The 13,054-nt window shown below is 73.1% G+C and carries 15 protein-coding genes and 1 pseudogene; 5 read left to right on the top strand and 11 right to left on the bottom strand.

The genetic code is table 11. The features are described from left to right. Positions 1–92 precede the first annotated feature (92 nt). The 6 genes and pseudogenes from ACIP9H_RS24455 to ACIP9H_RS24430 form a co-directional block, all read right to left on the bottom strand. Positions 93–413: a WhiB family transcriptional regulator gene (locus tag ACIP9H_RS24455; RefSeq protein WP_401585890.1), complete on the bottom strand. Its 321-nt coding sequence runs from the start codon at positions 411–413 to the stop codon at positions 93–95. A 217-nt stretch (positions 414–630) separates the two neighbouring features. Continuing rightward, the gene (locus tag ACIP9H_RS24450) at positions 631–1,473 is read right to left on the bottom strand and encodes an oxidoreductase (RefSeq protein ID WP_401585892.1); all 843 of its coding nucleotides are present in this window, start codon (positions 1,471–1,473) and stop codon (positions 631–633) included. Between the two features lie 165 nt (positions 1,474–1,638). Beyond that, a complete protein-coding gene (locus ACIP9H_RS24445) occupies positions 1,639–2,511 on the bottom strand; it encodes a helix-turn-helix domain-containing protein (protein WP_401585894.1) in 873 nt (290 codons plus the stop codon). Between the two features lie 70 nt (positions 2,512–2,581). Then, positions 2,582–3,433, bottom strand: a pseudogene (locus ACIP9H_RS24440) (LLM class flavin-dependent oxidoreductase). 190 nt (positions 3,434–3,623) lie between these two features. After that, entirely contained in the window at positions 3,624–4,118 is a 495-nt protein-coding gene (locus ACIP9H_RS24435) for a cupin domain-containing protein (RefSeq protein WP_401585897.1), read from the bottom strand. Positions 4,119–4,155: 37 nt separating this feature from the next. Continuing rightward, positions 4,156–4,524 (bottom strand): DUF4267 domain-containing protein, encoded by a 369-nt coding sequence (locus tag ACIP9H_RS24430; RefSeq protein ID WP_401960786.1) that lies wholly within the window; start codon positions 4,522–4,524, stop codon positions 4,156–4,158. Positions 4,525–4,614: 90 nt separating this feature from the next. Between ACIP9H_RS24430 and ACIP9H_RS24425 the strand changes: the two genes are divergently transcribed. Together ACIP9H_RS24425 and ACIP9H_RS24420 are read left to right on the top strand one after the other, a co-directional pair. After that, positions 4,615–5,187 (top strand): TetR/AcrR family transcriptional regulator, encoded by a 573-nt coding sequence (locus ACIP9H_RS24425; RefSeq protein ID WP_401585899.1) that lies wholly within the window; start codon positions 4,615–4,617, stop codon positions 5,185–5,187. A 71-nt stretch (positions 5,188–5,258) separates the two neighbouring features. Then, on the top strand, positions 5,259–5,987 hold the full coding sequence (locus ACIP9H_RS24420) for a hypothetical protein (protein WP_401960783.1): 729 nt from the start codon (positions 5,259–5,261) through the stop codon (positions 5,985–5,987). 26 nt (positions 5,988–6,013) lie between these two features. Here ACIP9H_RS24420 and ACIP9H_RS24415 read toward each other — a convergent pair whose 3' ends face one another. From ACIP9H_RS24415 to ACIP9H_RS24405, 3 genes are all read right to left on the bottom strand, one after another. Beyond that, positions 6,014–6,820: a GMC oxidoreductase gene (locus tag ACIP9H_RS24415; protein WP_401960780.1), complete on the bottom strand. Its 807-nt coding sequence runs from the start codon at positions 6,818–6,820 to the stop codon at positions 6,014–6,016. Between the two features lie 117 nt (positions 6,821–6,937). Next, a complete protein-coding gene (locus tag ACIP9H_RS24410) occupies positions 6,938–8,299 on the bottom strand; it encodes an APC family permease (RefSeq protein WP_401585907.1) in 1,362 nt (453 codons plus the stop codon). 17 nt (positions 8,300–8,316) lie between these two features. Beyond that, the gene (locus tag ACIP9H_RS24405) at positions 8,317–9,192 is read right to left on the bottom strand and encodes a carbon-nitrogen hydrolase family protein (protein ID WP_401585910.1); all 876 of its coding nucleotides are present in this window, start codon (positions 9,190–9,192) and stop codon (positions 8,317–8,319) included. Between the two features lie 102 nt (positions 9,193–9,294). Here ACIP9H_RS24405 and ACIP9H_RS24400 point away from each other — a divergent pair, with 102 nt between their 5' ends. Further along, entirely contained in the window at positions 9,295–10,095 is an 801-nt protein-coding gene (locus ACIP9H_RS24400; RefSeq protein WP_401585913.1) for a FadR/GntR family transcriptional regulator, read from the top strand. 10 nt (positions 10,096–10,105) lie between these two features. Here the strand turns inward: ACIP9H_RS24400 and ACIP9H_RS24395 are convergent, their stop codons facing one another. Next, on the bottom strand, positions 10,106–10,369 hold the full coding sequence (locus tag ACIP9H_RS24395) for a UBP-type zinc finger domain-containing protein (RefSeq protein WP_401960776.1): 264 nt from the start codon (positions 10,367–10,369) through the stop codon (positions 10,106–10,108). Between the two features lie 279 nt (positions 10,370–10,648). Between ACIP9H_RS24395 and ACIP9H_RS24390 the strand changes: the two genes are divergently transcribed. Further along, a complete protein-coding gene (locus ACIP9H_RS24390; protein ID WP_401960774.1) occupies positions 10,649–11,476 on the top strand; it encodes a LysR family transcriptional regulator in 828 nt (275 codons plus the stop codon). Here the strand turns inward: ACIP9H_RS24390 and ACIP9H_RS24385 are convergent. After that, on the bottom strand, positions 11,440–12,306 hold the full coding sequence (locus tag ACIP9H_RS24385; protein ID WP_401960771.1) for an alpha/beta fold hydrolase: 867 nt from the start codon (positions 12,304–12,306) through the stop codon (positions 11,440–11,442). The two genes, ACIP9H_RS24390 and ACIP9H_RS24385, sit on opposite strands and share 37 nt — an antisense overlap. A gap of 190 nt (positions 12,307–12,496) precedes the next feature. Here ACIP9H_RS24385 and ACIP9H_RS24380 point away from each other — a divergent pair, with 190 nt between their 5' ends. After that, a complete protein-coding gene (locus ACIP9H_RS24380; RefSeq protein ID WP_401585925.1) occupies positions 12,497–12,991 on the top strand; it encodes a CGNR zinc finger domain-containing protein in 495 nt (164 codons plus the stop codon). Positions 12,992–13,054: the final 63 nt, after the last annotated feature.

Genomic DNA, 13,054 nt, shown 5'->3' with positions numbered 1-13,054 from the left:
CGACAACACCAAGCCCGAATCAGCCACTACAAACGACGCGGTCACACACCACCCGAAGCTGCCCACCCGTCACGACAAAGACCGTTGCAGTACTACCCCGCGGCCTCGACGGGGCTGCTCTCGTAGGCGGAGCGGGCCGTGCTGAGCAGATCGCGCCAGGACGTGACGGCCGGGCGGCGGCGCAGGAGGGCGCGGCGCTCGCGCTCGGTCATGCCGCCCCAGATGCCGAATTCGATCTTGTTGTCCAGCGCGTCGGCGAGGCACTCGGTCCGGACCGGGCAGCCGGCGCACAGGGCCTTGGCCCTGTTCTGCGCGGAACCCTGGACGAACAGCTCGTCCGGGTCGGACACGCGGCAAACGGCCTGGGCGCCCCAGTTCTCCACCCACGCCCGCACTGCCACATCAAGCTTCATCCGTGCCTCTCTTCCGCTCAATCCCCGCGGTTGACGTCGCCGTCTGATACGGGTTCCCGGGCGGAAGCGTTCAACTCCGGTCACGAGAGGCCAATTTATTTCAGCAATTGTCGGGGTCGGAGTGTGACATGACGGCACATCACGCAGCGGAACGCCCCCGCGAAGCGCCCGGCCCCGGCCGCACGGGCGGTCGGGGCCGGGCGCGCGCGGGCGCCGGTCATCCGGCCGAGGGGGCGAAGTCCGTGGACAGGGCCACCTCGCGCCAGGTGTCGATGTCGCGCGCGACCTCGGCGAGCTTGTTCTCGACGTCGGCGACGCTGGCCTTGCCCAGCGGCACACGGGTTGGCATCCGCTCCGCACCGGCGATGGTGATGATGGCAGCCGCCGCCTTCACCGGGTCGCCGTCCTGGGCGTGGTTGCTGTCGTCGGCCCAGGCGCGCATGCCGCCCGAGCTCTCCTCGTAGTCGCCGATGACCCGCTCGGTGCGGTGCAGCGAGGAGGAGTCGAGGAAGTCGGTGCGGAACGGGCCCGGCTCGACGGAGGTCGCCTGGATGCCCAGCGGGGCGAGCTCCAGTCGCAGGGCCTCGGTGACGGCCTCGACGGAGAACTTGGTCGCGCAGTACAGGCCCCAGCCCGCCCAGCCCACGAACCCGCCGACCGAGCTCAGGTTGATGATGCGTCCGGCGCGCCGCGCCCGCATGACCGGCAGCACGGCACGGGTCACCGTCAGCAGGCCGAAGACGTTGGTGTCGAAGACCGCCCGCGCCTCGGCGTCGCTGGTCTCCTCCACCGCGCCCAGCAGGCCGCGGCCCGCATTGTTGACCAGGACGTCGATGCCGCCGAACCGCTCGACGGCCGCGTCGACGGCGGCCTTCGCCTGCCCTTCGTCGTTGACGTCCAGCGGCACGGTCAGCAGGCGGTCGCCGTGCCCGGCCAGGGCGTCCCGCGGGGGGCGCGGATCGCGGGCCGTGGCCACGACGTTGTCGCCCCGGTCGAGGGCCTGCCGCGCGATCTCCAGACCGAAACCGCGGGACGTGCCGGTGATGAACCACGTGGTCATGTGAAGTGCTCCTCTGGGTACGGGGATCGGCCGGTTCACCGATCCGCACCCAGCGTGCGGCGGCCGCCGACGGGGGGCCAGAGACGCTTCGACCGTAGGAGACGCCTGCCTGGGACCGGCGTTACCAGGCAGCCGGGGAGCGTGCGCCGGGGCCGCGGGCGTGCGTCAGCGCCGCGCGGCCGCCGGGGCCGAGGACCACGTGGCCAGGAAGCGCAGCGCCTCGGCGGACGGCGTGTCCGGCTGCGCGGTGTAGACGAAGACCGTCCGGTCGGGCTCGTCCCCCAGTACAAGGCTCTGGAAGTCGAGCGTCATCGCGCCCGCGACCGGGTGCCGGAAGCTCTTGGTGCCCACCGCCCGCGTGCGCACCCGGTGGTCCGACCACCAGCGGCGGAAGTCGCGATCGGCGGCGGACAGCTCCGCGACGAGTGCGAGCAGCCGCGGGTCCCCGGGGTCGTGGGCCGTGCCCATGCGCAGATATCCCACGCACTCGCGCGCCACGTGCCGCCAGTCCGCGTACAGCTCACGGTACGAGGGGTCCAGGAACGCCAGCCGCACGAGATTGCGCTCGTCCTCCGGGAGGGCGCCGAAATCGGTCCCCAGGAGAGCCGCGCCGAGCGCGTTCCACGCCAGTACGTCCAGCCGGGGCCCCAGGAGCAGCGCGGGGAAGGCCCAGCCGTCGAGCAGGGTCCGGGTCTGCGGCCGCACGGCGGACGCGGCAGGCTGCGGCGCCGGCGCGTGGGACGCCGCGCCCGCCTCGGCGACCCGCAGCAGGTAGTCCCGCTCGTCGGGGCGCAGCCGCAGTGCCCGCGCGAGCGACTCCAGCACCGTCGTCGACACGTTGGCCGTGCGGCCCTGCTCCAGGCGCACCACGTAGTCGACGCTGACGTTCGCCAGTTGTGCCAGCTCCTCGCGCCGCAGTCCCGGCACCCTGCGGTGCCGCCCGTCGTCGGGCAGACCCGCCTCGACGGGGTGCACCCGCGCGCGGCAGGCCCGCAGGAAGTCACCCAGGGTCGGGTTCGAGGCATTGCGCTGACTCATACCTCGATTATCGGCGCTCGGCCGCGCTGCCGGAACGGGCCGCCGGGCAGGCCGGCCCGGCGGCCCGGTCTCAGAAGGCCGCGTCCGCGAGCCGGGCGACCTGGTCCGGATCGGGCGACCAGCAGTAGAGCATCACCTCGTCGGCGCCGAGGGCGGCGAACGCGGCGACGGCCTCGCGGACCGCCCGCTCCGTGGTCAGCAGGCCGGCGGCGATCCCGGCGGCGTGGCCCGTGAACGCGTAGTAGGCGCCGATGCCCGCGCGCGCCTCCTCGACCACGGCCTCCGTGCCGAGCGCGACATTGACCTGGGCCAGCAGGCGCGGGCCGCCCACCCGGCCCTGGGCCGCCCAGGCGCGCTCCACGTCCCGAAAGAGCCGGTCCATCGACCGCGGGGGCAGCCCGGCGCTGATGAAGCCGTCACCCCAGCGGGCGACGCGCTCGGTCACGGCGGCGGCGAAGCCGCCGAAGAGCACTTCGGGACCACCGGGTGTGGCCGGCGCGGGGCCGATCGGCCCGATGCCCTTGCCGTGGTCCTCGCCCGCCCAGGTGCGGCGCAGCGCCGCCATCTACGCGTCGAGCCGGCGTCCGCGGCGCTGCGGGTCGGCACCGGCGGCGAGGTAGTCGTCCTCGCGGCCGCCGACCCCGATGCCCAGGGTGAACCGGCCGCCGGAGAGTCGGTCCAGCGTGGCCGTCTGCTTGGCCAGGAGCCCGGTGGTGTGCAGCGGCGCGATGAGGACCTCGGTCTGGAGCCGGATCCGGGTCGTCGCGCCGGCCAGCAGGGCGAGGGCGACCAGCGGTTCGGGATTGCCGTACACCAGGCGGTCCAGCAGGCCGAGCGTGGTGAAAGGACCCGCGTCGGCGCGCCGCTCCCAGGACAGCAGTCGGGAGGGGTCGTCGACGGGGAGGCCGAGGCCGATCTTCATGGTGCGGTTCTCCTTCGGGAGGGCAGGTGTCACCACTGCCGCCCCTCCGAGGCCCCGCACCCGTGGCGCGTTCGTGCTCCCGCCCTGCGGCGTCGTTCCAGGGAGCATGCTGTGTGAAGTGCCCTCACCGTATCCGGGCGTGCCCGGGCCGGCCAACGGGATTTCCCCCTGGCCGGCCGGCATGGCACCGTCAGGAACGGGCCTCCTTCCAGGGGGCGCTGGTCTCGAAGTAGGTGTCGTAGAGCTCCTGGACGTCCAGCAGGGACTCCGGCGGCACCTTGCCGTAGGCGATGCGCTCCAAGTGGCGGAAGTACTCGAAGCGTTCGACACCCGGGGTGATCACGATGAGGATGTCGGCGCTGTGGCCGGGGGCGGCGGCGAAGGCGTGGGCGAGGCCGGGCGGGACGATCACGAGGTCGCCGCGCTCGGCGGTCACGACCTGTTCGCCTGACAGGAGTTGGGCGGTGCCGTCGAGCAGGTAGAAGAGCTCGGCGGAGTTGGCGTGGTGGTGCGGATTGGCCCCGTTGGCGCCGTCGGTGAGCGTGACGCGCTGGGTGGACAGCGCCCCGCCGGTGGCACTGCTGTCGGCCAACAGCCGGATGGTCGTGGGGGCGTGGCCGATGACCTCGGCATCGGCGGTGCGGACGACCACGGACTCGGTGAAGCCGGGAACGATCAAAGACACGGCCGGATCCTTTCGGCGCAGGTCGGTGGGACGACGGTCAGACGGCGAAGAGCAGGGCGGCGCTGATCAGTACGACCACGGCGGTCGCGAAGTGGATCCCGAACGCGACGGCCTTGGTGCCGCCGTTGCGGAGCACTATCAAGGTGTCACCGAGCGGCAGCAGGGCGACGACCAGCATGTACCACGCCTCGGCCTCGGCGCCCACGAAGGCCAGAAGTGCCAGGCCGAGCAGGCCGTAGGCGCCGTCGCGCAGGCCCTTGACGGTCAGGTAGGCGCCGCCGGCTGCCTCGGCCGGGACGCCGTAGCCGGCGGCCGCCGCGCGCGGGGCGAAGAGGAAGCGGCCCCCGATGAAGAGGACGAACAGGTTGAGCACGACGGCGAGCGAGTAGGCGACGGTGCTGAGCATGTTTCCCCCTGCGTGGGCTAGCGTTGCTAGGAACAAGAATGACGCTAGCAGAGCGTCGACATGAAATCTAGCGCTGCTAGAATCGAGGCCATGACCATCCGGACGCGCCGGGAGCGCGAACGTGCCGAGCGGGAAGCGCTGATCATCACGGCGGCCCGCGAACTCGCCGAGGACGAGGGCTGGGACGCGGTGACGACCCGGCGGCTCGCCGAGCGCGTCGAGTACAGCCAGCCGGTTCTGTACAGCCACTTCAAGGGCAAGGACGCCATCATGGCGGCGGTCGCGGTGGAGGGATTCGCCGACCTGGCCGAGGAGTTGCGCGCGGCCCGCGTCGCGGCGCCCGGGGCCCGCGGCGCGCTCGCCGGTGTGAGCGCGGCCTACACCGGCTTCGCCGAGCGGCGCCCGGCCCTGTACGACGCGATGTTCGGCCGGGCCGTGGACCTGCCGTTCGCCACGCCGCAGGCTCCGGCGGCCCTCCATGCCTGCTTCGGCGAACTCGCCGAGGCCGTCCGCCCGCATGCCGGACAGGACGATCCGGGCCTGCTGACGGAGACGTTCTGGGCCGCGCTGCACGGCCTGGTGACCCTCACCCGGGGCGGGCGCCTCCCCCGCGAAGGGCACGCCGACCGCCTCGCGCTCCTGCTGGCCCGGTTCACGAACTGACCGCCCCCCGTGCGCAACCGGCCGCTCCCCCGAAGGCGTCCTGCGCGGTGGGGAGCCGTGTGGGGGGCCGCATGCAGTTCATCGAGGTGACCGAGCTGGCGGGGGTGCGTTCCGCGGTCGTCCGCTTCCGCAGGCGCGGCAGTGGGCTGTCCTTCGTGCTCTTCCCGATGGTGCACCTGGGGGAACGTTCCTTCTACGACCAGGTCACCGCCCGCCTGCGCACCCTGTGCGACCTGGTGATCGCCGAGGGCATCAGGGGCGAGTCGCCCACCACGGAGGCGCTCACGCAGTCCTACCGGCGGCTGGACGGCGTCGAACGGCTCGGCCTGGTCGTGCAGGACATCGACTACGACGCGCTGGGCGTGCCGGTGGTGTGCCCGGACATGACCGGCGAGGAGTTCGAGAGCAGGTGGCGGCACGTCCCGTTCAGGGAGCGGGCCGCGGTGGCCGCCCTGGTGCCCGTCTACGCGGCGGGGATGCGGCTGCTCGGCACGCGGCGGTTCATGGCCCGGCACCTGCGCACCGAGGACCTGCTCACCGACGCCGAGGAGGCCGCCGCCGACGTCATGACGGGGATGGAGGACGTGATCCTGCACCGGCGGGACCGCCTCCTGCTGGACGCGGTGAAGGAGTTCCACCGCGCCCATGGCGGCCGCAAGGAACCGTTCACGGTCGGCATCGTCTACGGCGCCGAGCACATGCGGGCGGTGGCCCCGGCACTGGCCGACCTCGGCTACCGCACGGCCGAGTCCGAGTGGCTGACGGTGTTCGCCCTCGACCCGCCGCGCCGCCGGCCCTGACCGCCGGTCCGCCGACGCCCCGCGGCTCACGCGTCGCGTTCCCGGGCGATCAGCTCGGCCGCGCGTTCCCCGATCATCACGGACGGGGCGTACGTGTTGGCGTGCGTGATCGCGGGCATGACGGACGCGTCGGCGACGCGCAGCCCCGTGGTGCCGTGCACGCGCAGATCGGGTCCGACGACCGACTGCTCGCCGTCGCCGGCACGGCAGGTGCTCGCGGGGTGGTTGATGGAGACCGTGGACTCCTGGGCGGACCGCAGCAGTGACGCGTCGTCCGTCCTGGTGGGGAACGACGCGGGACCGATGAGCGCCCGCATGATGGGGCTCGCGCACATCTCCAGGGTCCTGCGCAGCCCTTCCACGACCACCTCGCGCTCCGCCGCCGCGGCGTAGTAGCGCGGGTCGACGAGCGGGGCGGCCGCCGGGTCCGCGGAGGCGAGCCGCACCGTGCCCCGGCTCCGCGGCGCCACGAGCGTGACCAGGCAGGAGAAGCCCGGTGTGCTGATGCCCAGCAGGTCCATGAGCATCGGGGTCAGCTCGATGTCCGGGGCCTGCGCGCCGTCCGCGTGCCGCGCCGGCGCGATGCGGGCCGGACCGTCGACCTCCCCCCGCTGTCGTCGGCGCCGCCCTTCCGCGCGCCGGACGACGAGTCTCCTTCGCTGGCGCTCCGGACGAGCCCTGCGCGGGCAGTAGTGGATCGCCGGTTCGACGTCCGGCCCGGACCGGCTCCTGGGAGCGCGGCCGGGCCTGGACGAACGGCCGGAGGTCGTCCACGTCGCCCAGGACCGGCCGGCGAGACTGCACCTCGTGGCCAGTGGCTGCGGGCTGACCACCCTGCCCTCTGCGGCGGGCCCCAGGAGCGCCAGCGCCTGCTGCCGGAACGGCTCCCGCGGCCGCCGGCCGAACCCGCGGCCCTGGACCCCGGAGCGCTGCCGGAACCGTGAAGCCGGCTACACGGGCTCCGGCGCGCTCTGCTTCTCGTCGAACGTCATCTCCGGCGGCGGGGTGCGGAACCCCCGGGTCAGCCACGCCAGGTACACCACCCCGAGGAACAGCCAGATCGCGCCGAGGGTCAGTGCCTTGCCGTCGAGGTGGAACAGCAGCCACAGGTCGATCAGCGCGCCGGCGGCGGGCACGACGGCCCAGGCGAAGGGGCTGGGGGCCTGCCCGGCGCGGCGCTTGCGCAGGTACGTCGCGATCACGCTGAGGTTGACGAAAGTGAAGGCGGTGAACGCCCCGAAGTTGATGAAGGACGTCGAGGTGGCCACGTCCAGGCGGAGCGCGACGAGCCCGACGGCACCCGTGAGCAGGACGTTGAACGCGGGCGTGAGGTAGCGGGGGTGGACGTAGCCGAAGAGCTTGCGCGGCAGGACGTTGTCGCGGCCCATCGCGAACAGCAGGCGGGAGGTGCTGGCCTGGGCGGCGACACCCGAGGCGAACTGGGCGACGACGAGTCCGGCGAGGAAGACCGAGGAGAAGAGGTCGCCGCCAATGGTCCTGGCGATCTCGAAGGCCGCCGAACTGGGGTCGTCGAAGTGGCTGCCGGGGTGGGCGAGTTGGGTGGTGTACGCCAGGGCGATGAAGATGCCGCCGCCGATGAGCGCGGTCAGCATGATGGCGCGCGGCATCGTCCTGCGGGGCTCGATCGTCTCCTCGGTGAGCGTGGTGACGGCGTCGAAACCGAGGAAGGAGTACGCCGCGACGGCCGCACCGCCGGAGATGCCGGCCAGGGTGGTGGCGCCGTTGTGGAAGGGGGTGGTGCTGAACAGGCCGCCCGCGCCGCCTGTGTGGAAGACGTGGCGCAGCGAGAGCAGCGCGAAGATGACGATGACGAGGATCTGAAAGGCCATCAGCAGGGAGTTCGCGCGGTCGGCCGCCTTGATGCCGAGCAGGTTGAGCAGGGTCGTGACGGCGATGAAGGCGATGATCCACACCCACATCGGCACCCCCGGCCACTGCGCCTGGAGGTAGGCGCCGCCGATCAGCCAGATGACCATGGGCAGGAAGAAGTAGTCCAGCAGGGTCGCCCAGCCGACGAGGAATCCGGCCCGCCCGTCGATGGAGCGCCGGACATAGGTGTAGGCGGAGCCGGCGACGGGGTGCTCCGCGGCCATCTTGCCGTAGCTGTAGGCGGTGAACAGCATGGCGACCAGCGCGAGCGCGTACGCGGTGGGCACCGCGCCGCCGGTCTTGTCGGCGACGACGCCGAAGGTGCCCAGCACGATCAGCGGCGTCATGTAGGCCAGGCCGAAGGAGACGACGGCTCTGAGCGTGAGGGTGCGGGCCAGCGCGGGCGCGGCTTGCTGGGTCATGGGTGGGCTCCGGGGGGTCAGCCGCGGCGGGCGGGAGGCCAGCTGCGCGGGTCTATGCGGCCGTCGTAGAGGGGGAGTTCGATGGGCCGGTCGGTGTCGGAGAACTGCGACCACATGCGGTTGAGCCCGGCGGTGCCGTAGGTGCGCACGCGCGTCACCTCGTCCAGGTCGAGCACATCGGTGAGGACGGCCGCGGCGCTGTCGGGCGTCCCGGTGCGGACCCGGCCCTCGGGGTCGACGACGAGGCTGCGGCCGGTGCCGACGGGGCCGGCGGTGTTGACGCTCGCGACGAAGACCTGGTTGGTGATCGCGGTGGCGCGGGCGAGGACGAGTTCCTGGTCGCGGTCGGACGTCGTGGTCATCACGGGATTGACGATCATCTCGGCGCCCATCCACGCCAGATGGCGGGCGACTTCGGGGAACCAGGCGTCGTAGCAGATGGAGAAGCCCACCCGGCCGGCCTCGGGGATGTCGAAGACCACGAACCGGTCGCCCGGGGTGTAGGGCTCGCGGGGCCGCCAGGGGAAGATCTTGCGGTACTGCGCCACGAGCCGCCCCTCCGGGGAGAAGGCGAGCGCAGTGTTGAACAGCTCGCCCTCCGGGCCGCGTTCGCAGATGCTGCCGGGCAGCAGCCACACGCCGAGGTCACCGGCGAGCTCGCCCAGCTCCCGCACCAGCCGGCCGTCCAGCGGCTCCGCGGCATCCCGCAACTGCCGCTCGCTCTCCGCCCCGCCGCCGTCCACCCCGAACAGGTGCAGTTCGGGGAAGACGAGCAACCGGGTCTGCGGGAAGCGCTCCAGCAGGGCGCCCGCCTCCGCCGCGAAGCCGGGGACGGGTGCCCCGGCGGGACGGGGCGGGGCCTGGGAAAGAGCCACGGGCAGTGGTCGGGACATGGGCTCACCTGCTTCTTCCGAGTGCAGTGGAAATTAGAGCATTCTGATCAGATAAACAAGAGTGCTCAAGGTGAGATGTTTTCCGGTACTACAGTCGGTCCCATGCCCGACACGGAGAACGACACGGCGAACGCCGCGGCGCGCGGCGCACAGGGCGACGGCGGCGCCGGACCGGCGCTCAGCACGCCCGCCCTCAGCGGCATCCGCCGGCTGTCCGCCCTGGACACCGTGCGGGCCCGGATAGCGATGGCCGTCGACCTCGGCCTGCTCGCGCCCGGTGAACGGCTGCCGCCCACCGCGGAGATCGCCGCCGCCCTGGACGTGGGTGAGATCACGGTCCGCCGCGCCCTGGTGGCCCTGTGCGACGACGGACTGCTGGAGCGCCGCCGCGGCCGCAACGGCGGCACCCTGGTCGCCGAGCACCCCGCCAGGGACGCGGTCGGCGCGGTCGGCACCTACCGCTCCGACACCGCCGCCGTCCGCCGGCTGATCGACCACCGGCTCGTCCTGGAGTGCGGCATCGCCCACCTCGCCGCCGGCCGCGCCGGCGAACCCGCGCTCCGCGAACTCGACGCCCTGGTCGACCGGATGGACCGTGCCACCGGCTGGGCGGAGTTCCACAGCTGCGACGAGCGCTTCCACCTCGCGGTGGCCGCCGCGACGGGCGTTGCCGCCGCCGTCGACCCGTACGCGGCCGTCGTCCGCGACCTCTACCGCTACTACCTGCCGTACCCGATGGCCGCCCTGCGTGCCTCCAACGAGGAGCACCGCGCACTGGTCCGCGCACTGCGCAAGGGCGACGCCGCCGCGGCGGCCGAGGTCGCCCGGCACCATGTGGAGTCCCTCCACCGGACCATGTTCATCGGCCTCGCACAGGCCGGAGACCCGGTCGCCGGGCCCTGAACGGCCGGCGTCAGCCCGCGGTGCCGTGCACGAAGCACCACCGCCACGTCTCACCCGGCTGGAACGAGCGGATCACCGGGTGCCCGGAGGCCGCGTAGTGCGCGCTGGCGTGCTTGCCGGGCGAGCTGTCGCAGCAGCCCACCCGTCCGCAGGCCAGGCACAGCCGCAGATGCACCCAGTCACGCCGGCCGTGCGCCAGGCATTCGGCGCAGCCGTCCGCCGGCGGCAGGGGCGCGATGTCCGCCGGCGCCTCGTCGAGTTCGGCACAGTCCATGCTTGCCACCCGCGTCTCACCAGGTCGACGGCCCGCCCCGGGCCCGGGGCCGGTGGCTTTCCAGGCTACGCGCACCCGCCCTGGCCCGCGGGGCGGGCGGCGTCCCGGGCGACCTCGACCACCACCCGGCCCGGGACACCACCCGCGCCCGGGCCCGGCGGCACGCGGCCCGCGGTGTCCATCACCGCGTCCGCTCCCCCGGACACCGGCGCCCTGACGCGAACGGCCCGTCCGGGGCCGCGGGATGGCCGCTTTGACAAGCATGCATACCCTGAAGGTATGGATCGACTGGAGACCCGTGAGCTGGTCTACTTCGTCGCCGTCGCCGAGGAGCTGCATTTCGGCCGTGCCGCCGAGCGGCTGGGCATCGCACAGCCGCCGCTGTCGCGCGCCATCGGCAGGCTGGAGCGGCGGGTCGGGGTGCGGCTGCTGGAACGCAGCAGCCGCCGCGTCGAGCTGACGGAAGCGGGCGCGGTGTTCCTGGAGGAGAGCCGCAGGTCGCTGGACGGCCTCGACGCACTGGTGCGCCGCACGCGGCGGGCCGCCGCACCGGCCCGCCTGGTGCTCGCGGTGCGGCCCGGCACCGCGTCGGGGCTGCTCGGTGAACTGGTGCGCGGCGGCGAGGGGCCGGCGGTCGACCTGGTCTTCACCCACAACCAGCCCGCCGCGCTGCGGGACGGCAGCGCTGACGTCGCCGTGCTGTGCGCCGGCACCGACGACCTGACCGGGCTGCGGACCGCCGACCTCACCGAGGAGGAGCCGGTCGCCCTGCTCCCGGCCGGGCACGCCCTCGCGGCGCGCGCGTTCGTGACCACGGCCGATCTGCGGCACGAGGCGGCCTACCAGGGCGAGTGCCCGGCCGCCACGCTGGACGAGATCGTCGACCGCGTGGCGCTCGGCCGCCTCGTCGCCGTGGTGGGCTCGACCGCCGCCGGACGGATCGGGCCGTCGGCCGTGGCCGTCCCGGTGGCGGACCTGGCGCCGACGCGGGTCGTCCTGGCCTGGCCCGAGCGGGTCTCCCGCCCCGACGTCGCCGACTTCGTCCGCGGTGCCCGGGCCGCCGCCGCGGCTCAGGACGTGATGCGCCCGAGGAAACCGCGCATGTAGCCGGCGATCGTGTCGAGCTGGCTCTCCAGGGCGAAGTGCCCTGCGTCGAGCAGGTGGACCTCGGCGTCGGGGAGGTCGCGGAGGAACGCGCGGGCGCCGTCCGGGCCGAAGATCTCGTCGCCCGCGCCCCACACGGCCAGCAGCGGGACCTGGCTGCTGCGGAAGTACTCCTGGACGGCCGGGTACATCTCCGCGTTCCGGGGGTAGTCCCGGAACAGCCGCAGCTGGATCTCGTCGTTGCCGGGCCGGTTCAGCAGCGCCAGGTCGTGCAGCCAGGTGTCGGGGCTGACCAGGCTCGGCTCCGGGACGCCGTTGAGGTACTGCCAGCGGGTGCCCTCCTCGCTCAGCGCGAACCGCGCCCCCTTCTCGTTCTCGGGGTTCGGATCGGCGGCGAAGGCCCAGACCGTCTTCCAGAACTCCTCGACGAAGCCCTCGGTGTACGCGTTGCCGTTCTGGCTGACGATGCCGGTGATCCGGGCGGGGGCGCGCAGCGCGAGGCGCCAGCCGATCGGGGCGCCGTAGTCCTGGACGTACAGGGCGAAGCGCTCGACGCCGAGGTGTTCCAGGAGCCCCTGCGTGATGTCGGCGAGGGCGTCGAAGGTGTACGGGAACTCGTCCGGGGACGGCATGGCGGACTGGCCGAAGCCGATGTGGTCGGGCGCGATGACCCGGTACCGGTCGGCGAGCAGCGGGATCAGGTTGCGGAACATGTGCGAGCTGGTCGGGAAGCCGTGCAGCAGCACGATCACGGGGGCCTCGCGCGGTCCGGCCTCCCGGTAGAAGACCTCCTGCCCGGCGACGGTGACGGTGAGATGACGTACGGGAACCATGATCTGACCTCCGAAGACTCTCTGTGCGGTTAGCTCCAGCCAAGCCCATGCACACTAACCTGTCAATTCGATTGATGGGGTTAGGAGTGTTTGCGTCTGGCCTTGACCCGCCCCGGTGCTTTCCAACCTGGATGACGCCTTAAGCTGGTGAGACCTCCCCGCACCGGGGGGGGACGGAAGGGAGACCGGAATGGCCGACAGCGAGTTCCTGCTCGCCCTCCTCAACAGCCGGCCGGTCGTGCACGGCGAGCAGCAGGACGCCCTGGCCGGGGACGACGCCGGTACGGCCTGGCTCCGCGACCGCGGCGGCACGGGGACCCCGGCGGAGCTCACCGCGGTGCGACGGGCCCGGCACCTGCTCGACGAGGTCGTACGCGGCGAGAGCACCGCCCAGGTCCTCGCCGAGGTACTGCGCGGCGTGCACCAGGTGCCCGCGTTCGGCACCGGCGCCCTCGACTGGGAACTCGTCGTCCCCGACGACGCCCGCCTCGCGGTGCACAGCGTCCTGGCCTGGGACGAACTGCGCCGCACCGCCCCCGGGCGCCTGCGGGCGTGCGCCAACCCGGAGTGCCGGCTCTTCCTCGTCGACCGCAGCCGCGCGAACCAGGCCCGCTGGTGCTCCATGGCCACCTGCGGCAACCGCATGAAGGCCCGCCGCCACTACGCCCGCGGCCGCGCCACGTAGGCCGCGCCGCCCAACACCGGGCCCCCCGCGACCTGTTGACCCTGGGCCGCACGCCCCGTGGCA

Origin of the sequence: Streptomyces sp. NPDC088732 (assembly GCF_044751205.1) — a bacterium.
In the GTDB taxonomy this organism is placed as follows: domain Bacteria; phylum Actinomycetota; class Actinomycetes; order Streptomycetales; family Streptomycetaceae; genus Actinacidiphila.
This window is presented reverse-complemented; position numbering and strand designations above follow the sequence as displayed.